This window comes from Croceitalea rosinachiae, from assembly GCF_031846445.1.
Classification (GTDB): Bacteria; Bacteroidota; Bacteroidia; order Flavobacteriales; family Flavobacteriaceae; genus Croceitalea; species Croceitalea rosinachiae.
In genome coordinates this window covers 356,114-382,035 of the sequence record NZ_JAVRHR010000002.1, presented here as the reverse complement: position 1 = coordinate 382,035, position 25,922 = coordinate 356,114, and the positions used below count along the sequence as shown (strand labels likewise).

General features: G+C 34.9%; 27 protein-coding genes. 19 read left to right on the top strand and 8 right to left on the bottom strand.

All coding sequences use genetic code 11. The features are described from left to right. Nucleotides 1-16: 16 nt before the first annotated feature. From ribD to RM706_RS09450, 4 genes are read left to right on the top strand one after another with little or no spacing between them, the layout of a single operon-like run. On the top strand, nucleotides 17-1,069 hold the full coding sequence (ribD, locus tag RM706_RS09465; protein ID WP_311350817.1) for a bifunctional diaminohydroxyphosphoribosylaminopyrimidine deaminase/5-amino-6-(5-phosphoribosylamino)uracil reductase RibD: 1,053 nt from the start codon (nucleotides 17-19) through the stop codon (nucleotides 1,067-1,069). After that, nucleotides 1,062-1,664: an HAD family hydrolase gene (locus RM706_RS09460; RefSeq protein WP_311350816.1), complete on the top strand. Its 603-nt coding sequence runs from the start codon at nucleotides 1,062-1,064 to the stop codon at nucleotides 1,662-1,664. The genes ribD and RM706_RS09460 overlap by 8 nt, the downstream gene beginning before the upstream one ends. Then, nucleotides 1,664-2,527, top strand: a complete 864-nt coding sequence (locus tag RM706_RS09455; protein WP_311350815.1) for an EamA family transporter — start codon at nucleotides 1,664-1,666, stop codon at nucleotides 2,525-2,527. The genes RM706_RS09460 and RM706_RS09455 overlap by 1 nt, the downstream gene beginning before the upstream one ends. Continuing rightward, nucleotides 2,527-3,147 (top strand): IMPACT family protein, encoded by a 621-nt coding sequence (locus RM706_RS09450; RefSeq protein WP_311350814.1) that lies wholly within the window; start codon nucleotides 2,527-2,529, stop codon nucleotides 3,145-3,147. The genes RM706_RS09455 and RM706_RS09450 overlap by 1 nt, the downstream gene beginning before the upstream one ends. On the opposite strand, the gene RM706_RS09445 is transcribed toward RM706_RS09450, so the two are convergent. After that, nucleotides 3,144-3,539, bottom strand: a complete 396-nt coding sequence (locus RM706_RS09445) for an acyl-CoA thioesterase (protein WP_311350813.1) — start codon at nucleotides 3,537-3,539, stop codon at nucleotides 3,144-3,146. The two genes, RM706_RS09450 and RM706_RS09445, sit on opposite strands and share 4 nt — an antisense overlap. A gap of 208 nt (nucleotides 3,540-3,747) precedes the next feature. Here RM706_RS09445 and dnaA point away from each other — a divergent pair, with 208 nt between their 5' ends. The 3 genes from dnaA to RM706_RS09430 are packed head-to-tail and all read left to right on the top strand — an operon-like array spanning nucleotide 3,748 to nucleotide 6,362. After that, nucleotides 3,748-5,172, top strand: a complete 1,425-nt coding sequence (dnaA, locus tag RM706_RS09440) for a chromosomal replication initiator protein DnaA (protein ID WP_311350812.1) — start codon at nucleotides 3,748-3,750, stop codon at nucleotides 5,170-5,172. Between the two features lie 13 nt (nucleotides 5,173-5,185). After that, the gene (locus RM706_RS09435; RefSeq protein ID WP_311350811.1) at nucleotides 5,186-5,647 is read left to right on the top strand and encodes a low molecular weight protein-tyrosine-phosphatase; all 462 of its coding nucleotides are present in this window, start codon (nucleotides 5,186-5,188) and stop codon (nucleotides 5,645-5,647) included. After that, on the top strand, nucleotides 5,637-6,362 hold the full coding sequence (locus RM706_RS09430; RefSeq protein WP_311350810.1) for an SAM-dependent methyltransferase: 726 nt from the start codon (nucleotides 5,637-5,639) through the stop codon (nucleotides 6,360-6,362). The genes RM706_RS09435 and RM706_RS09430 overlap by 11 nt, the downstream gene beginning before the upstream one ends. Nucleotides 6,363-6,411: 49 nt before the next feature. Here RM706_RS09430 and RM706_RS09425 read toward each other — a convergent pair whose 3' ends face one another. From RM706_RS09425 to dapF, 4 genes are all read right to left on the bottom strand, one after another. Then, entirely contained in the window at nucleotides 6,412-7,056 is a 645-nt protein-coding gene (locus RM706_RS09425) for a lysozyme family protein (RefSeq protein ID WP_311350809.1), read from the bottom strand. Between the two features lie 150 nt (nucleotides 7,057-7,206). After that, nucleotides 7,207-8,253, bottom strand: a complete 1,047-nt coding sequence (gene mltG, locus RM706_RS09420; RefSeq protein ID WP_311350808.1) for an endolytic transglycosylase MltG — start codon at nucleotides 8,251-8,253, stop codon at nucleotides 7,207-7,209. Nucleotides 8,254-8,292: 39 nt separating this feature from the next. Continuing rightward, nucleotides 8,293-8,817, bottom strand: coding sequence for a GNAT family N-acetyltransferase (locus tag RM706_RS09415; RefSeq protein WP_311350807.1), 525 nt, complete (start codon nucleotides 8,815-8,817; stop codon nucleotides 8,293-8,295). After that, complete coding sequence (gene dapF, locus RM706_RS09410; RefSeq protein ID WP_311350806.1) at nucleotides 8,811-9,599, bottom strand: diaminopimelate epimerase; 789 nt, start codon at nucleotides 9,597-9,599, stop codon at nucleotides 8,811-8,813. The genes RM706_RS09415 and dapF overlap by 7 nt, the downstream gene beginning before the upstream one ends. A gap of 124 nt (nucleotides 9,600-9,723) precedes the next feature. Between dapF and RM706_RS09405 the strand changes: the two genes are divergently transcribed. The 10 genes from RM706_RS09405 to RM706_RS09360 all read left to right on the top strand — a co-directional run bounded on the left by RM706_RS09405 (nucleotide 9,724) and on the right by RM706_RS09360 (nucleotide 21,540). Further along, nucleotides 9,724-11,109: a S1C family serine protease gene (locus tag RM706_RS09405; RefSeq protein WP_311350805.1), complete on the top strand. Its 1,386-nt coding sequence runs from the start codon at nucleotides 9,724-9,726 to the stop codon at nucleotides 11,107-11,109. A 117-nt stretch (nucleotides 11,110-11,226) separates the two neighbouring features. Next, entirely contained in the window at nucleotides 11,227-12,675 is a 1,449-nt protein-coding gene (locus RM706_RS09400; protein WP_311350804.1) for a glyceraldehyde-3-phosphate dehydrogenase, read from the top strand. A gap of 91 nt (nucleotides 12,676-12,766) precedes the next feature. Further along, a complete protein-coding gene (locus RM706_RS09395) occupies nucleotides 12,767-13,366 on the top strand; it encodes a tRNA (guanine-N1)-methyltransferase (protein WP_311350803.1) in 600 nt (199 codons plus the stop codon). 5 nt (nucleotides 13,367-13,371) lie between these two features. Continuing rightward, the gene (locus RM706_RS09390; protein WP_311350802.1) at nucleotides 13,372-13,824 is read left to right on the top strand and encodes a GNAT family N-acetyltransferase; all 453 of its coding nucleotides are present in this window, start codon (nucleotides 13,372-13,374) and stop codon (nucleotides 13,822-13,824) included. A 33-nt stretch (nucleotides 13,825-13,857) separates the two neighbouring features. Further along, nucleotides 13,858-14,532: a tRNA (guanosine(37)-N1)-methyltransferase TrmD gene (gene trmD, locus RM706_RS09385; RefSeq protein ID WP_311350801.1), complete on the top strand. Its 675-nt coding sequence runs from the start codon at nucleotides 13,858-13,860 to the stop codon at nucleotides 14,530-14,532. Nucleotides 14,533-14,667: 135 nt separating this feature from the next. Beyond that, nucleotides 14,668-15,018 (top strand): 50S ribosomal protein L19, encoded by a 351-nt coding sequence (gene rplS, locus RM706_RS09380; protein ID WP_311350800.1) that lies wholly within the window; start codon nucleotides 14,668-14,670, stop codon nucleotides 15,016-15,018. Nucleotides 15,019-15,647: 629 nt separating this feature from the next. Further along, the gene (locus RM706_RS09375) at nucleotides 15,648-17,855 is read left to right on the top strand and encodes an NADP-dependent isocitrate dehydrogenase (RefSeq protein WP_311350799.1); all 2,208 of its coding nucleotides are present in this window, start codon (nucleotides 15,648-15,650) and stop codon (nucleotides 17,853-17,855) included. An 81-nt stretch (nucleotides 17,856-17,936) separates the two neighbouring features. Next, a complete protein-coding gene (locus RM706_RS09370) occupies nucleotides 17,937-18,749 on the top strand; it encodes a DUF4249 family protein (RefSeq protein ID WP_311350798.1) in 813 nt (270 codons plus the stop codon). 67 nt (nucleotides 18,750-18,816) lie between these two features. Further along, a complete protein-coding gene (locus RM706_RS09365; RefSeq protein ID WP_311350797.1) occupies nucleotides 18,817-21,219 on the top strand; it encodes a TonB-dependent receptor in 2,403 nt (800 codons plus the stop codon). A gap of 93 nt (nucleotides 21,220-21,312) precedes the next feature. Beyond that, nucleotides 21,313-21,540, top strand: coding sequence for a DUF6095 family protein (locus RM706_RS09360; protein WP_311350796.1), 228 nt, complete (start codon nucleotides 21,313-21,315; stop codon nucleotides 21,538-21,540). On the opposite strand, the gene RM706_RS09355 is transcribed toward RM706_RS09360, so the two are convergent. Further along, nucleotides 21,541-22,224 (bottom strand): DUF4294 domain-containing protein, encoded by a 684-nt coding sequence (locus tag RM706_RS09355; protein ID WP_311350795.1) that lies wholly within the window; start codon nucleotides 22,222-22,224, stop codon nucleotides 21,541-21,543. It abuts the gene before it with no gap. Nucleotides 22,225-22,326: 102 nt separating this feature from the next. On the opposite strand from RM706_RS09355, the gene RM706_RS09350 reads away from it, so the two are divergent. Together RM706_RS09350 and RM706_RS09345 are read left to right on the top strand one after the other, a co-directional pair. Beyond that, complete coding sequence (locus tag RM706_RS09350; protein WP_311350794.1) at nucleotides 22,327-23,415, top strand: M42 family metallopeptidase; 1,089 nt, start codon at nucleotides 22,327-22,329, stop codon at nucleotides 23,413-23,415. A gap of 5 nt (nucleotides 23,416-23,420) precedes the next feature. Beyond that, nucleotides 23,421-23,960 carry an NUDIX hydrolase gene (locus RM706_RS09345; RefSeq protein WP_311350793.1) on the top strand — a complete coding sequence of 180 codons (540 nt, stop codon included), beginning with the start codon at nucleotides 23,421-23,423 and terminating at the stop codon, nucleotides 23,958-23,960. Here RM706_RS09345 and hisS read toward each other — a convergent pair. After that, complete coding sequence (hisS, locus tag RM706_RS09340) at nucleotides 23,949-25,331, bottom strand: histidine--tRNA ligase (protein WP_311350792.1); 1,383 nt, start codon at nucleotides 25,329-25,331, stop codon at nucleotides 23,949-23,951. The genes RM706_RS09345 and hisS overlap by 12 nt on opposite strands. Before the next feature lie 69 nt (nucleotides 25,332-25,400). Then, nucleotides 25,401-25,871, bottom strand: coding sequence for a DUF6495 family protein (locus RM706_RS09335; RefSeq protein ID WP_311350791.1), 471 nt, complete (start codon nucleotides 25,869-25,871; stop codon nucleotides 25,401-25,403). Nucleotides 25,872-25,922: the final 51 nt, after the last annotated feature.

Genomic DNA, 25,922 nt, shown 5'->3' with positions numbered 1-25,922 from the left:
GTGGTATTTTTACGACGTGAATATAGATGAAAAATACCTTTTAAGGTGCATAGAACTAGGCAAAAATGCGTTGGGTATAGCAGCACCAAATCCGATGGTGGGCTCAATCATTGTGCACAATGATAAAATAGTTGGCGAAGGTTATACAAGTGTTTATGGCGGAGCACATGCCGAAGTAAATGCTATACAATCTGTTAAAGATAAAGCATCTTTAACACTGTCTACGCTATACGTTACCCTAGAACCATGTTCACATTATGGTAAAACACCCCCATGCGCCAATTTAATTATCGAAAATCAGATACCCAGAGTAGTCATCGGCATCACAGATCCGCACATAAAAATAGCAGGAAAGGGGATAGAGAAGTTACGTAATGCTGGTTGCAAAGTTATTGTTGGAGTGCTGGAAAAAGAATGTCGCGAACACCATAGGCGATTTTTGACATTCCAAGAAAAAAAACGCCCTTATATTATTTTAAAATGGGCAGAAACCATGGATGGGTTTATTGCGCCAAATGCTTCAGAAAGAAATAATGGCATAGAGCCATTTTGGATTTCTAATACCTATTCCAGACAATTGGTTCATCAATGGCGTAGCGAGGAACAAGCAATCTTGGTTGGCACCAATACAGTTCGTGAAGATAATCCTAAACTTAATATAAGGGATTGGACGGGTAAATCACCATTTCGTATCGTTTTAGATAGTAATTTAAGTTTGCCAGAAAATGCTGCCGTTTTTAACGACAGTTCAAAAACAATGGTTATTCACGACAAAAATTTTCAAAAAAAATCACCGGAGCATCCTGTTTATGAAGCTATCGATTTTAAACAAAATGTTCCTGAACAAATCTGCGAAGTACTCTTTGAACATCAAATTGCAAGTGTGATCATTGAAGGTGGATTGCAAACCTTACAAAGTTTTATTGATAAAAGTTTGTGGGACGAAGCCAGAATTTTCAAAGGAGTATCCCAATTCAAAAAAGGCATAGAAGCCCCTAAAATCTCCGGAAACCCCCTACAAACCAAAACTATTTTAACAGATACCTTAACCATACTCAGAAATGATTAAAAATCTAATTCTCGATTTTGGCGATATTTTTATCAACCTCGATAAATTAGCTACTCCCAAAGCTATGGCTAAGTTTGGTTATACCGAAACTACTTCAAAACTCGAAAAACTCTTTAACGACTATGAAAAAGGAATTGTAACCTCAAAAGCTTTTTTAGAAACTACAGGTAAAATGTTTCCGAAGGCTACAGAAGAAGATTTAGTAGATGCTTGGAACGCTATTCTTTTAGATTTTCCTGATTACCGATTAGCTTTTTTAGAAGAATTGGCTAAACAAAAAAATTATCGCCTTTTCCTATTAAGTAATACTAATGATATCCATATCAAATTTGTAAAATCAACTATGGGAATAGAGAAGTTTGGTCGTTTTAAGAATGCCTTTGAAGTTTTCTATCTATCTTATGAAATGAAAATGCGGAAACCTGATGCAGAAATATTTGAATATGTTTTATCACAAAATAACTTAATCCCTGATGAGACTTTGTTTGTTGATGACACCAAAGAAAATACAGATACTGCTGCCTCTCTTGGTATTCAAGTATGGAACCTACAAGTTGGTAAAGAAGATATTATTCAACTAAAGGAACGCCTTTAATGTTAGATCTTGTTTTAAGCATTCTTTGTTCTTCAATAATTTTTGTTGTCTTCAAGCTATTTGATTCTTATAAGATACAGACCTTATATGCTATTATTACCAATTATATTGTTGCTTGTCTTACAGGTCTTTTCTTTTATGAAAAATCAATCAATCTAGGTCAAATACCGTCAAAACCATGGTTTTGGGGAACGTTACTTTTGGGAGTCCTTTTTATACTAATATTTAACCTTATGGCGAAAACCGCCCAAAAAGTTGGGGTTTCCGTAGCGTCTGTGGCAACTAAAATGTCTTTGGTTGTCCCTGTTTTATTTGGAGTTCTGGTATACCAAGAAAAGCTTTCTATGTTAAAAATACTAGGTATTGTATTAGCATTATCCGCAGTATATTTTACGTCTATAAAACAAAAGTCAATAGCAGTTTCTAAACGAGACCTCTTACTACCCTTATTAGTTTTTTTAGGCTCTGGCATTATAGATACTTGTATTAATTACTTTCGAGAAACTAAATTAAATATTGAGGAGTTTCCCATTTTTTCGGCAACTGTATTCGCTGCAGCCGCTAGTACAGGGTTAATTATTATTCTTATACAATCCCTGAAAACACCATTAAAAATTGATCTGAAAAATGTCCTAGGTGGTATCGCACTTGGCGTACCAAATTATTTTTCAATTTTCTTTCTGTTGCGAGCTTTAGAAAATGAATACTGGAATAGTGCATCCATTTTCACCATTAACAATGTAGCTATTGTTATGTTCTCTACTCTATTGGGTATCTTACTATTTAAAGAAAAGCTTAGCTTAAAAAATTGGGGCGGTATTCTGCTAGCTATTATAAGTATTCTACTAGTGGCTTTATTTTAATGGAATCCAATATTAAAGATACATATCGAACGCTTAAAAACCCTTCAGAAGAAATTCTTTACAAAGACCGTAAAAGCAAGTTTTATGGTTATGCTTTTCCGCTAATTTCAGAAGAATCAGTAAAACCAATTATTGAAGGGCTCAGAAAAAAGTACCATACTGCAGGTCATGTATGTTATGCTTGGCAATTAGGAGTTGGGAATATTACATATCGTACAAATGATGATGGCGAACCGAATAACTCATCAGGAATGCCCATTTATGGTCAAATAAAAACATTTGAAGTAACCAATGTCTTAGTTGCAGTTCCTCGAATTTTCGGTGGTGTTAAATTGGGTGTCGGTGGATTAATACAGGCTTATAAAACGACAGCGCAGCTAACATTGGAAAATTCTGATATTATTGAAAAAATTCTTGAGACGTATTTTCAATTAAATTTTGAATACAGTGAGATGGATAAGGTTATGCGCATTATCAAACAACATAACTTAAAATTAACTGTACAAAAAATGGAATTGCAATGTGAATTTCAGTTTTCGTGTAGAAAAAGTATGGAAAATCAGGTGCTGGATATTTTTAAAAAAATACATAGAGTATCCATTAAAAAATTAAATTTTTAAATCAGTTTTTCTAAAATATAGTTTGGACATTTTATTGGCTTATTAGTACCCTTATCTATGAAAGCCAATATAGTATTTGCTTCAGCTAGCAATTCCCTACTTTCATTATAGATTTTATAGTCAAATTCAATTTTGACCAAAGGTGTTCTTTTTAAATAAGTTTCAACTGTAATCAAATCGTCGTAAATAGCAGATTTTTTGTAATCAATTTGTAGGTGAATTACAGGTAAGATTATTCCGTTATCCTCCATGCTCTTGTAAGTAAGATCCAAGTTTCTGAGCCACTCTACTCTGCCTATCTCTAAATATTGCGCGTAGTTACCGTGATAGACCACACCCATTTGGTCCGTTTCACCATATCTTATCCTAAAAGAAAACTTGTTAAAATTCATATAATTTAATGAAAAAGTATATATTTATAGGCTTGGTTTTTACGCTGGAAACATGAGAAAAAAAAAGTATATATTCAACCCATTATGGATTTTTTTTTTAGGTTTTTTGTTCACATATTTGTCGCACCCATAGCAAAAGGGTAACCCCCAAAAAGTTTTGCTTTTAGAACTTAAATAATACTAACCAACAAACAAAGGAAATACATTTATGAGTGTTACTGCAACTTCCGCATGGAATAACTGTTTGGCTTTTATCGAAGATAATATCCAACCGCAGGCATTCAAAACTTGGTTTCTCCCAATTAAACCAATTCGGTTACAAGAGAATGCATTAAGTATTCAGGTTCCCAGTAAATTTTTTTACGAATGGCTTGAAGAACATTATGTAAAACTTTTGAAAGTAGCCCTAAGAAAAGAATTAGGAGCAAACGCAAAATTAGTTTACATCATTAAGATGGAAAACAAATACGGTAATAACGAATCGTTTACTGAAAAAATTCCTAGCTCAAATCGTTCTGCTATGGCACCGCAAGAATTGGATGTACCTATCACTTCAAAAAATCCGGAGTTAAAGAATCCTTTTGTGATTCCCGGTATTCGAAATATTAAGATAGAGTCGCAACTCAACCCGAATTATAATTTTGAGAATTTTCTTGAAGGAGATTCTAATAGATTAGCACGCTCCGCTGGAATGGCCGTTGCGAATAAACCAGGTGGAACTTCGTTTAATCCACTTTTAGTTTTTGGTGGCGTTGGATTGGGTAAAACACATTTGGCACATGCTATTGGCGTTGAAATTAAAGATAAATACCCAGAGCGAACGGTGCTCTATATATCGGCTGAAAAGTTCACACAGCAATACATAGAATCAGTCAAGAAGAATACACGGAATGATTTTATTCATTTCTATCAGCTAATTGATGTTTTAATTATTGATGATGTGCAGTTTCTATCTGGCAAATCAGGTACTCAAGACGTTTTCTTTCACATATTCAACCATTTACACCAAAATGGGAAACAGGTGATTTTGACTTCAGATAAAGCTCCTGTTGATATGCAGGATATAGAACAAAGGTTGTTATCTCGATTCAAATGGGGCCTTTCTGCTGAACTTCAAGTTCCCGATTATGAAACTAGAATTTCAATTCTTAAAAATAAGTTATATCGAGATGGTGTTGAAATGCCAGATGAAATCATTGAGCATGTTGCCAAACATATAAAATCTAATATCAGAGAATTGGAAGGCGCTATTATATCATTGATTGCTCAATCATCTTTCAATAAACGCGAAGTTACTTTGGAATTGGCCCAACAAGTTGTTGAGAAGTTCGTTAAGAATACTAAGCGTGAAGTATCAATCGATTACATTCAAAAAGTTGTTTCTGATTACTTTGAAATGGACGTTGCCACACTGCAATCTAAAACACGTAAACGCCATATTGTGCAAGCAAGGCAATTGGCCATGTTTTTTGCCAAAAAATTCACCAAAGCTTCTTTGGCAAGCATAGGCTCACAAATCGGAAAAAGAGACCATGCGACTGTATTACATGCTTGTAAGACCGTTGATAATCTTGCTGAAACCGATAAGCAGTTCAGAAAATATATTGAGGACCTCAATAAAAAATTCACCTAAATAGTAACTACCTATGACCAAAGTATTGATGGTGTGCCTAGGCAATATCTGTAGGTCTCCATTAGCAGAGGGTATTTTGCGTTCTAAAGTAAATTCAAGTTTAGTTTTGGTAGATTCTGCTGGTACTGCGGGTTACCACATTGGCCACCCACCTGATTTAAGGTCAATTGAAGTTGCAAAAAAGCACCATTTAGATATAAGTGAACAACGATGTCGAAAATTTAGTCCAACGGATTTTGACAAGTTTGATGTCATTTATGCAATGGATGGCGCTAACTATGATGATATTTTGGCTCATGCGAGTAAAGATTCCGATAAAGAAAAAGTAATGCTGTTACTTGATGAAGCTTCATTGTCGAACAATGAGGTTCCAGACCCTTATTATGGTGAATTAGATGGTTTTGAAACTATTTTTCAAATGATTTCCGTTGCTTGCGAATCAATAGCTCATAAATTAGAAGCCAATGGAAGATAAAAACTCTAAAAAAAAAGGGAAACTATATCTTATTCCTACACCACTCGGCGATAATGCCCCTCTAGAAGTATTGCCGATTTCCGTTAAAAGTGCTATCGAAAACATAGACCATTATATAGCGGAAAATGAAAAATCAGCGCGCCGATTTATTAAAAAAATAAACGCTTCTAAATCTCAACCAAATTTACATTTTCAACATTTAAATAAATTCACAGAGCAATCGGAAGTTCCATCTTATCTTAACCCTTGTTTAGAGGGTTTTAATGTTGGCCTACTATCAGAAGCTGGATGCCCAGGAATAGCTGATCCAGGGGCAGATGTTGTTTTAATTGCACACCAGAAAAAAATACAAATAGTACCCCTAGTTGGTCCATCATCAATAGTACTGGCGATGATGTCAAGCGGAATGAATGGTCAAAGCTTTGCTTTTAATGGATATCTTCCTATTGATAGTTCGAAAAGAAAAAGTGCGGTCAAAAAGTTTGAAAAAATATCTAGGGAGCATAACCAATCTCAAATCTTTATTGAAACGCCTTATCGAAATGATAAGTTATTAGACGAACTCAAAAAAACGCTGCAGTCAAATACGCTTCTGTGCATAGCTTATGATATAACATTACCAACTGAGTTTATTGTATCTAAAACCATAGGCGAATGGCGTGAAACAAATATTGACCTTCATAAAAAGCCGTGTATTTTTATTTTTCAAGCATAAAAAAACCAGATTATTAATCCGGTTTTTTTAACATCTCTATATTTTGGCTTTATACTTTTGGATTGTGCTTTGCTTTCACAATTGATATATTATAATCTCTAAATTTTTTCATGTAGTATGCAATGGAACTGCCATATGCATCAGAAAAATCGGTTTGGCCATACGACCTAAGGTATTTTTTTACATTGCCAGCGCCAGCAAGGTGAGCCGCAGCAATAATTCCAGATTCGGAAATCACTATCCCATTTATTTTCTTACCAATAAATCTTTTAATGTCCCTCCTTAAAATCCATTTGTTGCGAGCTACATTAAGTTCAAATACCTTTTCTTGCAAATTAGCATCGCTGAGAAAAAAAGAAGTATCGGAAACTCCCATCAACCTTAAAGTCCCAGAGCCAAATTGATATTTACCTAAATAGCCTAATGTATTTATAGTATTGTAATTACCCTGAGATTCTTTAAAAGCCAAGGCCTCTTTAAAACCAATATAAGAGTTGCCCAACATCACCGGGCTTCCATTAGAAACACCAATTTCAATATCATTAAAAACAGGAACAGTTGCCGAATACGTAGATAACACTTTTAACTCGTTTGGCACTTTAACATCCATATCAGTTTTAAACGAATACGTTCCAAAACTGGTGAAAATAATAATTATTGCTAGATGTCCTAAAAATCCTATCCATCTTTTCATAATCTATAAATTTAGAATCCAAAAACTGGATTTTAATTTAGCGGGCAAATATAATGGGGGATTTTTTAACTAGAACAATAAAACTCCTAAGAATTTCTTAAACAACTGATAAATAACGTTAAACAGTTTTAAAAAACCGATTAAGTAACATTATCGTATGATATTCTGTTGATTCAACCATCGGACGTACTGTGCTTTATTTCGGTTATGTTGCCCTAAAGTCTTTGCAAACATATGATAGCCGAAATTAGAAACATCGGCTACAAAGAATAAATAATCATGTTTTTCAGCATTTAAAACGGCATCTATTGATGAAATATCTGGCATTGTAATCGGGCCTGGAGGTATACCTGCGCGTTTATAAGTATTATAAGGTGAATCTATCTCTAAATCGCGATATAGAACTCTTTTAATAATAGTATCATAATTACCTGTCTCTTTTTTTATAGCGTAAATAACCGTTGGATCTGCTTGTAATAAAATACCATTTCGTATTCTATTTAAATACACTCCAGCAACTCTTTGGCGCTCATCGGCCTTGACCGTTTCCTTTTGCACTATGGCCGCCAATGAGATTACCTCGATGGGTGATAAATTTATTGCTTGAGCTTTGGCAATACGCTCTTCATTCCAAAACCTATCATATTCGTTTTTCATTCTCTCCCTAAACTTTTTAGCATCAGTGTTCCAAAAGAACTCATAGGTATTCGGCAGGTACATACTCAATTTAGTATCATCATTAAAGGAATTCTTAGATAAAAAACCTTTGTCATTCAATGCTTTGAGCAGACTAAGGCTATCAGCTTCAATCTGTTGAGAAATTCTCCCTGCTAAAGATGGAAGGCTTTCTTGATTATTAAATGAGACTTTCACTGGCAAGTTTTGACTTCGCAATGTATTTACGATATCATTATTATTCATGCCTTTTGTGATTGCATATTTTCCTCCCTTTATATTGCTAGCATAGCCCTTTCGTTCTGCAACAGCTTCAAAAGAGGATAAATCACTCAATAAGGGCTCTAGTTGATGAGATACTTGGCTCAGATTTGCATCTGATGAAATTAATATATAAGCCTTTTCATTTTCAAAGGTTGTGTTAGGAGAAAAAATTGCTGTATAAATGTTATATGCAACAAAGCCACAGATAATAAGACCAACTATAGCGGTTGCCCAAAGTACTTTTGTGATATTCTTCATTACATAAAAATTTTCAGATTAACTATCTATTTTCAATCATTAAGGTTTAAATTTTTGGTATAAAACTTCGTTTTTAAACTGGCTTCCTGTTAATATCCAATCTTTTTTAACACCAACTTTTAAAAACCCCAGTTTTTCAAACACCTTGGTACTGTGACCATTATCTTCTAAGATATTCGCATAAATCTGATGTAAGCCTAAAGTCGAAAAAGCATAATCACAGCATATAGCAATAGCTTCCGTGCCAAATCCCACATTTCTATCTTTTTCATTATTGATTATAATCCCAAGTCCTGCCCTCTTGTTTTTTGGATCAAAATCAAATAAATCAATTAAACCTATTTGAACGTGCGATTTATTACAAATACAGAGACGTAATTGTTTTACCTCATAGATATCACGATGAGAATTCTCTAGATAAAATTTTAGAACTGCTTTGGAGTAGGGTGTTTGGGTTCCACTAAGTTCCCAATTATCTGTATTGTTTTCTAATTGATATAAAAAGTCCAAATCGGACGGTTCCAAAGCACGAAGATAGCTATGTTTCCCATCGAGCTTTAACATCGTATTTCACCTTTAAATACTAAGGTAGCCTCTCCAATAAGCCGAACATTGGTATAACTATTATTTTCTAAAGTGAAAGTAACTTGTAACTTTCCGCCCCTTGTAACTATATTAACTTTATCACTCTTTGTATTATTATTTTTATGCATAGCAAGCGCAACTGCCGTGACGCCCGTACCACAAGATAGTGTCTCTCCTTCTACCCCCCGTTCATAAGTTCTTATATTAAAAGTTTCGCTATCTACCTGATCAACAAAATTAATATTGCTGCCTTCTTCCCCATAAATTCCATATCTAATTTTTGCTCCTTCTTGATGAACAGCAAGGGTATCTAAATTTGATACTATTTGCACATGATGTGGTGATCCAGTATTAAGAAAGAAATGTTTCCGTCTTGAGTTTATTTCATGGACATCTATCATCTGCAAGCTTACCACGCTACCATTAATAGCAGCATGATGCAAACCATCAATGGCACTAAATACAGTTTTTGAGTCTATAATATCCAATAATTTTGCAAAAGCTACAATACATCTGCCACCATTACCGCACATAGTGCTTTGGTTACCATCAGAATTATAGTAAATCATCTTAAAATCTGATACCTTGTCATTTTCTAAAAGAATCAAACCATCAGCTCCAATACCGAATCTTCTATCACATAAAAACTTGATTAACCTGGTATCATTTTTAGAAAAAAAATCATTTCGATTATCAATGAGCACAAAATCATTTCCAGTACCTTGATACTTATAAAATAGGAGCTTTTGTTGTAAATTCATCGTACAAATATAATGTATTCTTTAAGTTTTTTTTTGCAGTTAAAAAGGCGTTAAACTGTTAAATTGAAATATTAAATTCGACTATTTTTAAACTGCTAAATGATTTTTAAACAAATTTAAACAGATGAAAAGAACAGCAAGTTTATTCTTAGTGGCCCTATTTGCAGGCGCAATTACTTTAGGGACTTACAAATTAGTATTTGAAAAAAACATTATCGCGTATACAAGTCAAGAGCAAACTCCTTTTTTAAAGACAAGTAATACACCTACTAATACTGCTAATTTTGGTGATGCGGATTTTACAATCGCTGCAGAAAAAACCGTAAATGCGGTGGTGCACGTAAAAAACATGACGGTAGGGAAGTCCAACTCGATATCTGGGTTCTTTTATGGTTTTGAAAGTAACCAAAGACCGCAAATAGGAAGTGGTTCAGGGGTCATAATTTCTGCCGATGGTTATATTGTCACCAATAATCATGTTATAGACAAGTCTGAAAAATTAGAAGTAGTGTTGAACAATAACAAAAGTTATGAGGCAGAAATAATAGGCGCAGACTCTAATTCGGATATAGCCTTATTAAAAATTGAGGTTGAAGAGCCTTTGCCCTATTTAATATTTGGTGATTCTGATGGCACCCGAATTGGAGAATGGGTACTAGCTGTTGGAAATCCTTTCAATTTAACCTCTACTGTTACCGCAGGTATAGTAAGTGCAAAAGCAAGGTCGATTTCCAGTAGAACCAATCAATCTTTTATTCAGACTGATGCAGCTGTTAATCCCGGTAATTCTGGAGGTGCCCTGGTCAATACTAACGGTGAACTTATTGGAATCAATACAGCTATTACTTCTCAAACAGGTTCTTACGTTGGCTATTCTTTTGCAGTACCTAGTAATATTGCCAATAAGGTTGTTAGTGACCTCTTAGAATTTGGTAGGGTTCAGAAGGGAATTTTAGGCATATCAGCAGCAAATGTAAATTCTCCTTTTGCGCAACAAGAAGGCCTTGATGAGATTGATGGGGTTTATGTTGCAGGAATTGAAGAAGGTTCTGGCGCGGATGATGCAGGAATAGAGGAGGGTGATATTATCAAACAAGTGGATAATGTCAAAGTTCGAAAATTCTCTGAACTGACCGGTTACCTTTCTGCTAAAAGACCAGGTGATATAGTCAACGTAGCTGTTGAAAGAAATGGTAAAAGTATTACTACCGAGGTCATCCTAAAAAAACAACTTACTGTTCAACTCCCTATAATGGGCTTAACAGTAAAAGACCTTTCTGAAAATGATGAGAAAATCTATGACACAAATAAAGGAGTGAAAATCACAAGTGTACCTGAGCGTTATAACGATTATGGTCTAAGAGATAAAGTGATTGTAAAAGTAGATGACAATGATATCGATAACATTGAAGATGCTAAAAATCAATTCAGCAAAATTTCAAGATATGGTCGAACAAGTATTACCCTGCTTGGAAAGAATGGAGAACGTGAGCGGATAATCTTTCAATAAAAACAATATATCAAAACGTCTCAAACTAGAGGCGTTTTTTTATATAAAAGATTGTTTTACGAAAACGTTTGAAATACCTAATTTTGCGCAGCTTTAAAACAACCTTTAACATCAATCATGAGCGACATTAAATCTTACGAAAAAGAACTTGCTTTTCAGGCGGATAGAAGAAAAGCTACTACAGAATTTGTGAAAATAATTAGTGATTTATGGTATGACAGAGCCATAGAGGTAGTACTATTTAAAAATCAGGTGATTGATAAGAATGTAAGTGAAATCATCAATTTACATGAGTACGCTGGCGAATTTGTACAAAAGCCCATATCTATCTTTGATTCCGTTGAATTGTTAAGAGCAATAAATGATATCCATCTTCCACCAGCAAAACTAGATATCGGCAAATTAACTTACGAATTCCATTCACAAGATAGCCAACACTTAAACGTAAAAGCTTTTGTAGTTGATAAATTGAAAGAAGCAAGTACTTCAAAAGAGATAAAACCTAAGGATGTAGTTCTATATGGTTTTGGAAGAATTGGACGCCTAGTTGCTCGAGAACTTATGGCACGAACGGGAAAAGGAAATCAACTCCGTTTAAGAGCAATTGTTACCAGAGGTGAAATTACTAGTGAAGTCTTGGAAAAAAGAGCAGCTTTATTGCGAACTGATTCTGTTCATGGTCAGTTCAGTGGAACAGTGGATATTGATGTGGAGAAAAAAGCATTATTGATAAATGGCACTACGGTATACTTGATTGATGCAACGCAACCAGAAGATTTAGATTACACCAAATATGGCATCTACAATGCATTGATTATCGATAATACCGGGGCATTTAGAGATAAAACTGCATTATCAAGACATTTGCAGTCAAAGGGAGCTAATCGTGTTTTATTGACCGCGCCGGGCAAGGAAATACCAAATATAGTTCACGGAGTAAATCATCAACAATATCACCCTGATAGAACAAAAATATTTTCTGCCGCTTCGTGTACTACTAATGCCATCACGCCAATTTTAAAGGTCATTGATGATTCTTTAGGTATCAAAAAAGGTCATTTAGAAACCATCCATGCCTACACCAATGATCAAAACCTAGTAGATAATATGCACAGTAAATATCGCCGCGGTAGGGCTGCCGCCGTTAATATGGTGATTACTGAAACCGGAGCCGGGAAGGCCGTATCGAAAGCATTGCCAGCTTTGGAAGGAAAATTAACATCAAACGCCATTAGAGTTCCCGTACCCAATGGTTCATTGGCTATTCTAAATCTTGAAGTAAAAAACAAAACATCTGTAGGGGCTATTAATACAATATTAAAAAAATATGCGCTAGAGGGAGATTTGGTTGAGCAAATCAAGTATTCATTAAGCAATGAATTAGTCTCTTCTGATATCGTCGGCACTACGGCTCCATCAATTTATGATAGTAAGGCAACCATAGTTTCCACCGATGGAAAAAACATAGTACTATACATTTGGTATGATAATGAATATGGTTATTCGCACCAGGTCATTAGACTAGCAAAATATATTGCCAAAGTGAGAAGGTATACCTACTATTAAAATATTTAGAAAAAGTAACTTTTTGGTGATTATCATTATTGATGTAACTTCGTTATGCTCTAAATCGATTTAATTTTTAAGAATGGAACCTATGAAAAACTTTATACTGCTTTTGGGTTGTGCACTTTTGTGTTTCAATCTATCTAATGCCCAAGAAGAAGAAAGGTCAGATAATACTACCATTAAAGGTCAATTTGAAACCTTGGTAAGAAAATCCACAAATTACAGACAAGGAGGAAAAAGATATGAAGTTGTGCGTTTGCTGGAATTAGAGGCTTTTCAAAAAAACATTCTGGATACTATTAGTGCCGCAAATGACAACATTTCAGAACTACAAGCGACTATTGCTGATCATGAAACCACTCTGAGTTCTTTAAATACCAAATTAGAGCAGACCACTAAGAATTTGACTGAGCTTACTGCTGAAAAAGATAGTATGTCTTTCTTTGGGATAATGGTTTCTAAAGGCACCTATAAACTAATTGTATGGTGTATCATTTTTGGGCTTTTGATTTTTTTAATCTTGTTTATTTACAAATTCAAGAACAGTAATACGTTAACTCAGCAAGCAAAACTAGCTCTATCAGATGTTGAAGGAGAATTTGAAGAACATCGAAGAAGAGCTTTGGAAAGAGAACAAAAAATAAGCCGTAAACTACAAGATGAAATAAATAAGAAGAAAGGAGTTTAAGCAATATGTTAAAGGTAGTAAGAGCTGGGCATGAGCACCTAGAAGCCTTAATTCCCCTTTTTGATGCGTATCGCGTTTTTTATGAGCAGGTTTCTGATTTAAATGCTGCAAAATCTTTTTTGGTCAATCGTATTGCAAAAAATGAATCGGTTATTTTTTTAGCGTATGATTCTAATACTGCCGTAGGCTTTGTGCAACTGTATGCTACTTTTTCGTCCGTATCTCTTGAGCCCTTTTATATTTTGAACGATTTGTACGTTACAGATAAATTTAGAGGAAAAGGAATTGGAGAGAAATTGCTCAAAAAAGCTAAAAGTCATTGCATAGCAATGAATTATAAAGGGTTAGCATTAGAAACAGCAAAAGAAAACCCTGCCCAAAATTTGTACCAAAAGCTTAATTGGGAAAAAGATGTAGATTTTTTGCATTACTTCTGGAAAACATCAAAGAGTAAATAATCAATTACTTTTGTTCATCACAAGCCAATTTAAATGCGAATAGATATCATTACTGTTTTACCAGAACTACTGAAAAGTCCATTTGAAGCGTCTATATTAAAACGGGCAATTGAAAAAGGCTTGGTGGAAGTTCACTTGCATAATCTTCGCGACTTTTCAATAGGCAATTACAATCAAGTAGACGATTATCAATTTGGTGGAGGAGCAGGTATGGTTTTAATGATTGAACCTATAGAAAAGTGCCTATCGGGATTAAAAAAAGAGAGGGACTACGATGAAATCATTTATTTGACTCCAGATGGGGAAACCCTTAATCAATCAATTTCAAACCGCTTGTCACTCAAAGGAAATCTCATTTTACTCTGTGGGCATTATAAAGGAGTTGACCAACGCGTGCGGGATAAATTCATTACAAAAGAAATTTCCATTGGTGATTATGTGCTCTCTGGTGGTGAACTGGCTGCCGCAGTATTGGCAGATTCAATAATTCGATTGATTCCAGGCGTATTGAATGATGAAACCTCTGCCCTAACAGATACTTTTCAAGATAATATGCTAGCCCCCCCTGTCTATACTAGGCCGTCTGAATATAAAGGCATGCAAGTGCCCGAAGTACTTCTGAGCGGTAATTTTCCAAAAATTGAAAAATGGCGTGAAGACGAAGCCTTAAAGAGAACAAAAAAAAGAAGACCTGATCTTTTGAAGTAGCTTTAAAATAGATTAAAAAATTCAAAAAACCACTTGCAGGTATAAAAAAAGCAATTAATTTTGCAAACCATTAAAGTCAACCTCTGACGAAATACGTGTATGTTGGTTTTAAAGAAATCCATAAATAGAAATAAAATGGAATCTTTAATAAAGTTTGTAGAAGACGAGTTCGTTTCAAAAAAAGAATTTCCACAATTCTCATCTGGTGATACCGTGACGGTTTATTACGAAATTAAAGAAGGTGAAAAGACACGTACGCAGTTCTTTAAAGGAGTGGTAATACAACGTCGTGGAAGTGGTTCAACCGAAACTTTTACAATAAGAAAAATGTCAGGTACTGTCGGTGTGGAACGTATTTTCCCTATCAATATGCCAGCACTCCAAAAAATTGAAATCAACAAGAAAGGTAAAGTCCGCAGATCAAGAATCTTCTATTTTAGAGGTTTGACCGGTAAGAAAGCCCGTATCAAAGAGGTACGCTCTTAAACTAGGAAAATATGTATTTTAAAACACCTGTTATTCAACAGGTGTTTTTTTATGAACAATTGTTGATAACATAGGTTCATAAATTGTTGATTATAAATCAGTTGTGGTCATTGCGATTTTCAAATATAATACTATTTTTATATCAGAAGAAAGAACAAGAGCAATCTTATTCTAGCTTTTTTTGAAGTTGACGTTCTTTAGAATATTGTTCAAATTATTTTTAGATGGTAGCACTACTAATCAAAAAGTAAACTCAAAATCACCAATGCTTAGGTATAGTGATGATGATGCATGTTGTGTGCGGGTAAGAGAGCAATTTTTTATTCTGACAAGATGTAAAGAACAATAACCAAGTTTATTCAAGTTGTTTGATTGAAAAATTAAGAACATTGAATCTACCTAAACGTTGAAATATTGCGATGGATGTGGCCCAAGGCCGAAACCAAGTGGTAACACAAAGTTTAAAGTCCGTGCAAAATTTCTAAAAAGCCATATCAATGTACTTGAACGGTGATATGGCTTTTGTCTTTTTAACAAAATCTTCTTTCGCTTTATACCAGATTCCCTATTTTATCTCATTCACGACAAGCTTAAAATCGTATATTTGCACCGCTAAAATTTTCACTTAAATGGCAAAAATACGATATACCAAGACCGATGAAGCTCCGGCATTGGCAACCCAATCTTTTCTTCCTATTGTAAAAGCATTCACGAAAACAGCTAATATTTCTATTGAAACCAAAGATATTTCGTTGGCAGGTCGTATCATTGCTACATTTCCTGATTTTTTAGAAGAAGATCAACGCATTCCAAATGATCTTCAAGAATTAGGTGATATTGCAAAAGATTCAGAAGCCAATATTATCAAACTACCTAACATAAGTGCTTCAATACCACAATTAACAGAGGCGATTGAAGAATTACAGGGTAAGGGTTATACATTACCAGATTATCCATCGGATCCAAAAGATGATGCACAAAAAGAAATTAGAAACCGCTACGATAAAATCAAAGGCAGCGCAGTGAATCCGGTATTGCGCGAAGGAAATTCAGATAGAAGAGCTCCAAAAGCGGTTAAAAATTACGCGAAAAAGAACCCACATAAAATGGGTGAATGGTCTTCCGATTCAAAAACCCATGTCGCAACGATGAAAGCTGGCGATTTTAGGTCTAATGAAAAGTCGTTGACTACAGTAACTGCTACTGAAGTAAGTATCGTTCATAAATCTACTAGTGGTGAAACTATTTTGAAAAGTGGTATCCAATTACAGCAGGGAGAAATTGTAGATGCTACTGTTATGAGTAAAACAGCATTAGTCAATTTTTTAAACAAAGAAATTACTGATGCCAAAGAAAAAGACCTATTGCTTTCATTACACATGAAGGCAACTATGATGAAAGTTTCTGATCCCATCATTTTTGGCCATGCATTAGAAGCGTATTTTAAAGATATTTTCACAAAATATGGCCAAGCTTTTAAAGAAATTGGAATAAACCCAAATAATGGTTTAGAAAGTTTAATAGAAAAACTAGAAAATATTCCACAAGCTCACGAAATAAAATCTGCCATTCAGAAAACAATAGAAGATGGTCCAGATTTGGCTATGGTAAATTCTGACAGAGGTATTACCAACCTACATGTACCTAGTGATATAATTATAGACGCCTCGATGCCTGCAATGATACGTAATTCGGGTAAAATGTGGGATTTTGAGGGAAAATTACAAGATACAAAGGCAATTATTCCTGATAGTAGTTATGCAGGTATATATGAAGCCACCATTGATTTTTGCAAAGAAAATGGTGCTTTTGACCCAACTACGATGGGCACTGTACCTAATGTAGGCTTAATGGCGCAAAAAGCAGAGGAGTATGGATCGCATGATAAAACTTTTGAAATAACTCAAAAAGGTATTGTTCAGGTAGTTGATGCCAATAAAAATGTGATTTTAGAACATAAAGTAGACAAAGGTGATATTTGGAGAATGTGCCAGGTTAAAGATGCGCCAATTCAAGATTGGGTAAAACTTGCTGTTTCGAGGGCAAGAGCAACTAATGTACCAGCAGTTTTTTGGTTAGATGAAGAAAGGGCACATGATATCGAATTGATCAAAAAGGTGAACCAATACCTTCCGAACCATGACATCTCAGATTTGGAAATTCATATCTTATCACCAATAAAAGCAACCCATTTTACATTAAAAAGAATTAAAGATGGACAAGATACTATTTCTGTTTCTGGTAATGTTCTAAGAGATTACCTGACTGATCTGTTCCCTATTCTTGAAGTTGGCACAAGTGCAAAAATGCTATCGATAGTTCCTTTGATGAATGGTGGAGGCCTTTTTGAAACAGGCGCAGGAGGCTCAGCTCCAAAGCATGTAGAACAGTTTTTAGAAGAAGGGCATCTTCGATGGGACTCGCTTGGTGAGTTTATGGCATTAGGTGTCTCTTTAGAATATTGCGGTGAAAAATACGATAATATAAAAGCTCGTGTGTTAGCAGAAGCTCTAGACAATGCTACTGAGCAATTTTTGGACAATGACAAGTCTCCGTCACGTAAGGTAAATGAATTGGATACTCGCGGAAGTCATTTTTATTTAGCTTTGTATTGGGCGCAAGAATTGGCGTTACAAAATGAAGATTCAGATTTAAAAAAAACTTTCTCTCCTATTGCCAAAACCCTTACAGAAAAAGAAGCGCTAATTTCAAAAGAGTTGATTGAGGCACAAGGCAAGGCCGTTGATATCGGTGGTTATTATTTGCCAGACGCCGAAAAAGCATCCGTTGCTATGAGACCAAGCGAAACGTTAAATGCAATTTTAGCCCAAATTTGATTGAAGTGGCGATTAAGAAATTGTTAATGGTAAGGTACAATCGATGATCATTCTTTATTTTTGAGAATTATCTTAGGCTACTTGAAAAGGAATTGTCTTTTTATTTTTTTAGCTTTTCTGAGTTTTACTTCTTGTGAAGAGGCAATCGATGTGGACTTGCCCGTTTCTAGAACACAATTGGCTATCGATGCACTTATTGGATATAATGAGAATGCTGGTGACCCCATTACCATAGGTCAAATAAAACTGACACTTACCGCACCTTTCTTAGAACAGCAGGTACCCGCAGCCGAAAATGCCACGGTACAAATAATTGATGACACAACCGGCGAAGTATTTTCACTTTCTGAAATTGAGCCCGGTATTTTTAGAGATGGTTTCCCAAACTTAGAGTTCAATAAACTATATACATTACGGATAATTTATAATGGTGAAATTTATATAGCTACAGAGCAACTCATAAAAACCGGCAATCTTGTAAGTGTAGAACAGGGTGACGGCTTTTTATTTGATCAAGAAACAGAAACTGAAGTAAGGGTAAATTTTACAGATATACCTAATGAACGGAATTATTATTTATTTTCCTTTGGTTTTGAAAATTATCTAGTAACTGATGACGAGTTTTATCAAAACAGTAATCTCAATTTCTCATACTTTTATGAAGATGTGGAGCCTGGTGATTTATTAACTGTTACACTATTGGGAATAGATAAAAAATTTGCCAACTATGTTGACCAGGTCCTGGTCCAATCAGGTGATGGTGGCGGCGGACCGTTTAGTACCATCCCTTCCACTGTGAGAGGAAATATTATTAATACGACCAATCCTGAGAATTTTGCATTTGGTTATTTTTCTATAAGTGAATTTGACATAGCAACTTTAACCATTGAATAACTGGTTTTAATAAAAAAACTATACGTGTAACACTTAAAAGTCTTGCTATAATCAGAAATCCAAAAAAATGCAAATCGTTGTAAAAGCTCCTCTAATGGTGATGATTCTTTTTTCATCACTTCTTACTTACTCACAACAGCGTTATACTATTAGTGGCACAGTCAGTGAAGTAGTAAGTAATGAAACCATGATTGGGGTTACCGTTGCAATCACTGAATTAAAAACTGGCACCACCACTAATGAATATGGTTTTTACTCACTTACTCTTCCAAAAGGTGATTATGAACTAGTGGTTTCGTATTTAGGATATACTGATATTAAACAATCCTTATTTCTTGATTCAGATAAAAAACTAAACTTTAAAATGGTTGAAAAAGCCGAAGCTCTTGAGGAAGTGGTCGTTACTGAAGATATTGAACGAGTTGATATTAGAAAGCCCCAAATGAGTGTAAACGCCTTAAAAGTACAAACCATAAAAAAAATCCCAGTTGTTTTAGGTGAAGCAGATGTTATCAAATCATTGCTGCTGTTACCAGGTGTTACCAGTGCCGGTGAAGCTTCATCAGGTTTTAATGTCAGAGGCGGTGCGGCAGATCAAAATTTAATCTTATTAGATGAAGCGACCATTTTTAATTCTTCACATTTATTTGGCTTTTTCTCTGTTTTCAACCCAGATGCGATTAAAGATATCAAACTTTTTAAAGGCGGTATTCCTTCTAGATACGGAGGACGTGTTTCCTCAGTATTGGAGATTTTTCAACGAGAAGGAAATAGCAAAGAAACCAAGGTCACTGGCGGTATTGGTGCCGTTGCCAGTAGATTGCTTGTAGAAGGTCCCATAATAAAAGATAAAACTGCTTTCTTAGCTGGAGGCAGAGCATCATATGCGCACCTTTTTCTACCGCTTTTTGACATTAATAACAAAGCGTATTTCTATGATGTAAACACCAAAATAAGTCATAAGGTCAACGAAAACAATAGTATCTTTTTATCTGGCTATTTTGGCCGTGATTTATTCAGCGTCAATGATAGTTTTGTAAATGTTTATGGTAATGCCGTTGGTAATTTCAGGTGGAATCATCTTTTTTCTGATAAGCTCTTCTCTAATCTTTCACTTATTTATTCCGATTATTTCTATGGGCTAGAGCTAGATTTCGTCGGTTTTGAATGGGATTCAGGCATTCAAAACTTTAATTTAAAGTATGACTTAAAACATTATTTAAATGACAAATTGCAGATTAACTATGGACTAAATAATATCTATTATGTTTTTAATCCGGGTAAAATCAAACCTAATCGCGAAGACTCAGGTATTTTAGAAGACCAATTGACTAAAAAATATGCAAATGAAGCGGCAGTTTATTTAGATGTCGAGCAAAAAATTACAAATAATTTAAGCGTTAACTATGGGCTACGTGTAAGTATGTTTAATAGATTGGGGCAAGATGAACTATTTGTCTATGAAAATGATCAGCCTGTTTTATTTGAACCTTTCCAATTAATATATCGAGAAGCAACACCTATAGATACTATAAATCCAGGAAGAAGCTCTAATCTTTCAACCTTTACCAATTTAGAACCAAGGGTATCTATGGCCTACACTATCAATGACAATAACTCCGTAAAAGCAAGTTATACCAGATTGGCGCAATACCTACACTTACTTTCAAACACCAGTTCTCCCACACCTCTAGATGTTTGGACTCCAAGCGGACCTTTTATTGAGCCACAGCTATTGGATCAATATGCATTAGGGTATTTTAGAAATATCAATAATGGAGAATATTCGTTAGAGATGGAAGGATTTTATAAAGATATTCAGAATCGAATTGATTATATAGATGGTGCAAATTTGATTGCGAATGATGCTATAGAACAGGTAATTTTAAATGGCAAGGCAAGAGCTTATGGGTTAGAATTTTTACTAAGAAAAAACGAAGGTCGTTTTCAAGGTTGGTTGGCTTATACCTTGTCAAAATCTGAACAGCGAACACCAGGGCGCGAGCAAATTGAGGATAATGGTAGCCCAAACTTAGAACCAGGTATTAATTTTGGAGAGTGGTACAATACACCATTCGACAAAACGCACGATATAGCACTTTATGGAAATTATCAACTTAATGAGAATTGGAGTTTTAACTCTAACTTTATTTTTCAAACCGGCCAACCTACCAATTATCCTTTAGGACAATTTGAATTTCAAGGATTAGTCATCCCTTTTTTCGGGCTCCGTAATCAGACTCGTTTACCAGATTACCATAGATTGGATATTGCCGCCACATTCCAACCAAAAAAGAACAAAAACCGAAATTTTCAATCTGAATGGGTATTTAGTGTTTATAATGTCTATAATAGAATGAATGCGGCCTCTATCAATTTTAGACAAAATCAGGATACTGGTAGAAATGAAGCCATACGAACATCCATATTTGGTATTGTGCCATCATTGACCTATAATTTTAAATTTTAATAGTGTTGAAAGTCTTATTTTGTATACCAATATTTATATACTTTTAAGCTATTTTGAAGTAGTTCAACAATTTAAACAAAATATAATTATTGAATGAAAACCGATAAAGAACTTTTGGTAAAAGGTCTAAAGTCTTTTGGATATACCACCTTGGTCATGTTATTGGCCCCCATAATTCTCTATCAGGCGTTCAAAAATTCTGATAAGCCCCTATTTATACCTGTTCTTATTATTGGAGTTTTAATGGCTGGTTTCGCCATTTACCTAGGATTTCGGTCTATAAACATCGTTATGGACTCCGTTTTTGGCAAGAAGAAATAGTTATTTCTTATGTTCACCGGTTTGCTTCCATTTATTACTTAGAGAAGCATAGTCGTAGTCTAAAACTGATTTTTGCCTTTTCAAACGGTTTGAAGCAAAGGCTCGTTGTAAAATATCTTCAATTAGATAATCTTCATGAACTTCAGTAGGTATAAATTGCTCCTTCAAGCTAATTTTGAATGCTTTTGCCGTCGTATTGTACCAAAAGGCCCTCCATCCACTTCGTAGTTCTTTAACTAAATCGAAAGCAGTATCGCCAGTCTGTCTGTGAATTAATTTAATTAGAATTTGCCCTTCTGTTCTGGTAAGTTTCTTAAGCTTATCAGAAAATTCGCCCTCTATATATTTCTGAACTTTTTTAGTATAGCGTTTTTGATGCCGTTTCTTCGTAATCTTCGAAATACTATCATTAAGCTCAACAAGTTTTTCGGCCGCAAGCTTGGCATACGGGTATACCTTTAAAGTTTTACGTCTTAAAATGTAATACCTTAATTTTTCTTGTTTGTCAGCAAACTCAAGTTTCCCAAAAATGTAGACTTCATCAAGAGGTATAGAACTCAAAAGAACCGAATCACCTTGCATTCTAACATAATAATCTGAAATAGAATCTAATGGCTGTTCCTCTTGTCCATAGCCCAAGGTGAACAAAAAAAGACAGAAAATTAAAATGACATGTTTGCCCATAAATAAGATAGGTCATTAATCGTACCAAAAGTAACGATAAAGCCTAATTCATATTATTAAATAAAAGTGAATATTGCTATGTTTGTAAGCTAAAACATACTCATGTCCGATAATAAAATCATAACAAATAAATCGATCAAATTCTTTGAAAAATACCTAAACAATGCATCCCCAACAGGTTATGAGTGGGAAGGGCAAAAAATTTGGATGGATTATTTAAAACCTTACGTGGATGATTTTATAACGGATACTTATGGAACTGCTGTAGCGGTCATTAATCCAGAAGCGGACTATAAAGTGGTTATTGAAGGGCATTCAGATGAAATATCATGGTATGTAAACTATATTACGGATAATGGCTTACTCTATGTAATTCGCAATGGAGGTAGTGATCACCAAATCGCGCCATCGAAATGGGTGAACATACATACTAAAAACGGTATTGTAAAAGGTGTCTTCGGATGGCCAGCAATCCATACACGCAGAACTGGAAAGGAAGAACCACCAAAGATTGATAATATATTTATTGATATAGGCGCAAAAGATAAAGAAGAAGTTGAAAAACTGGGTGTTCATGTAGGCTGTGTGATTACCTACCCTGATGAATTTCAAATTCTTAATAAAGATAAGTTTGTTTGTAGAGCATTAGATAATCGTGCTGGCGGTTTTATGATTGCTGAAGTTGCGAGGTTACTTCATGAAAACAAAAAGAAATTACCGTTTGGACTTTATATCACTAACTCTGTTCAAGAAGAAATAGGTTTGCGAGGTGCTGAGATGATAACCCAGACCATAAAACCCAATGTGGCCATTATTACCGATGTAACCCACGATACCACTACGCCACTAATTGAAAAGAAAGTTCAGGGTGAAGCAGCTATAGGTAAAGGTCCTGTAATTGCATATGCCCCAGCTGTTCAGCAAAAATTGCGTGAACGTATCATCGAAACGGCTGAAACTAACAAAATACCTTTTCAGCGTGCTGCAAATTCAAGAGCAACTGGTACGGACACAGATGCTTTTGCCTATAGCAATGGGGGTGTAGCTTCAGCATTAATTTCATTGCCATTGCGATATATGCACACTACGGTAGAGACTGTTCATAAAGATGATGTTGAAAATGTAATACGTTTGATTTATGAAACACTTTTGACCATTAAATCTGGCGAAACCTTCAGTTATTTTGACTAAAAATAGTGGACGAGTTAATTGATATATTAAATTCAGAAGGAAATTATACTGGCCAAACGGCCTTAAAGTCCGAAGCACATCTAAATGGCTTGTTTCACCAAACTATACATGTCTGGTTTTATACGGAGCACGGAGAGGTCTTGCTACAACAAAGAGGAAAAAACAAAAGCACATATCCTTTAAAATGGGATGTGTCAGTCGCAGGGCATATTGGTGCAAGTGAATCATTCGAACTTGGTGCAATTAGAGAAGTAGAAGAAGAAATTGGAGTTTCTATAACTAGCGAACAACTGGACAAAATCGGTGTTTTTAAGACGGAAAAACGTCATTCCCAAGCTTTCTTTGATAGAGAATTCAATCATACTTTTCTTTGTCTTTTGGACAAGAAATTGACCTTGATAAAACAGGAAAGTGAAGTTGAGGATCTAAAATGGCTTTCATTGAACGAATTTGAAGGATGGGTACAAGAAGAACATCCTGATTTGGTCCCAAATTCTGAAAATAGATATCAATTTATTATTTCAGAGATAAAATCAAGGTTGTAATGAATCCACAAATGCTTTGGAATCAGTCAATGAATAAGACTGTTGTTGTCCAGTTCGCATATTCTTAACTATAAATTGATTAGCTGCAAGCTCTTTCTCTCCGATTAAGATTACATAAGGCACATTACGTTTATCTGCATATTTAAATTGCTTTTGAACTTTAGCATTAGAAGGGTACAAATCGGTTTTCAATCCATATTGCCTCAGCTCAGAAATCAATTTTAAGGCGACCAATCCCTCCTTTTCACCAAAATTCAAACACAATACTTGTAAAGACTGGTCAATGGCTTTTGGAAATAATCCCAGCTCTTCTAAAACCAAATAGATTCTGTCCAATCCAAAAGAAATACCTACTCCACTGACATCTTTGAGTCCAAAAATGCCGGTTAAATCGTCATAGCGCCCTCCGCCACCTATGGAACCCATTTGTACTCCATCAGGTGGAGCTACTTCAAATATGGCGCCAGTATAATAATTTAAACCGCGAGCTAAAGTAACATCTAATTGTAAACTTGCCGATTTAAGACCAATCGCATTAATAGTATTTATTATCTCACCTAATTCATTGATTCCGTTAAGGCCTATCTCAGAATCAGACAATAATACTTTTAATAGTTCTAATTGTTCCTTAGCACTTCCAGATATCGAAAACAAAGGTGTCGCTTTTTTAATGGCAGCTTCGGAAATACCTTTATTTAGCATTTCTTCCTTAACCTTATCCTCTCCTATTTTATCCAATTTATCCAAGGCAACAGTAAAATCAATCAATAAATGTTGTGCTCCAATAACCTCAGCAATGCCGGACAACACTTTTCTGTTATTGATCTTAATCATAGTTCCATCTAAACCTAATTCGGTGAAAACACCATCATATAGCTGAACCAATTCTACTTCTTGTAATAATGAATTTGCCCCAACTATATCGGCATCGCACTGATAAAACTCCCTAAAACGCCCTTTCTGGGGTCTATCCGCACGCCAAACCGGCTGTATTTGATAACGCTTAAATGGAAAGTCGATTTCATTCTGGTGCATGACAACATAACGAGCAAAAGGTACCGTTAAGTCATAACGTAAAGCCTTTTCAGTAATTTTTGGTGCGATAGATGTTGAATTCTTGGAACTATAAGTGACATCATCAACTTTTGATATAAAATCACCAGAATTCAGAATCTTAAAAATCAGTCGATCTCCTTCATCACCATACTTACCCAATAAGGTTTCAGAATTCTCAAAACTTGGTGTTTCAATAGGTTGAAAACCAAAAAGCTCAAACTGCCTTTTAATAGTCTTGAAAATATGGTTACGCTTTGCAATTTCTGAGGGAGAAAAATCGCGGGTACCTTTTGGGATTGATGGTTTCTTTGCCATGAATTATTAAATGTGCTGCAAATATAATGGATTGTAGATTCCTGTTTTTATAGTAATGTCAAAATTGAATTACTCGATCATATCATCAAACCACTGATACAACTCACCTTTGGTGATGTTTGCCCCTTGTTGAATTAAACCAAATTTATCAGCATTTTTATCATCAGAATATTTTTTTGAGGCGGTGAGATATTCCACAAAATCTGATTGAAAATTGCGCTTGAACCAACCAAAACCAACTTTGGTTCGCAAATCAACTTCAGGATTTAGAATCTTGACAGAAATGAGTTTCATTTCCTTTTCTTTCAATTGGAATAAATGCATATGACGTTCCGATATATTTTCCAGGTATTTGACATTCGTTAATACACCTTCCCATATTAAATCACTAAAAACATCTAACTCTTCTTCGGCAACCTCTGGCTTGTCCTTTTTAAGTTTTTCCCATTCATCCGCTGTAATGGATTGGGTTGCCAAAAAATTGATGAATTCTAGATGTAATTCCTCAAACTGCTCTTTTGATAATCTACTATACTTCATGTTACAAAAATAAAAAAGGCTGTGCTTAAGCACAGCCTCTTCTTAAAATTT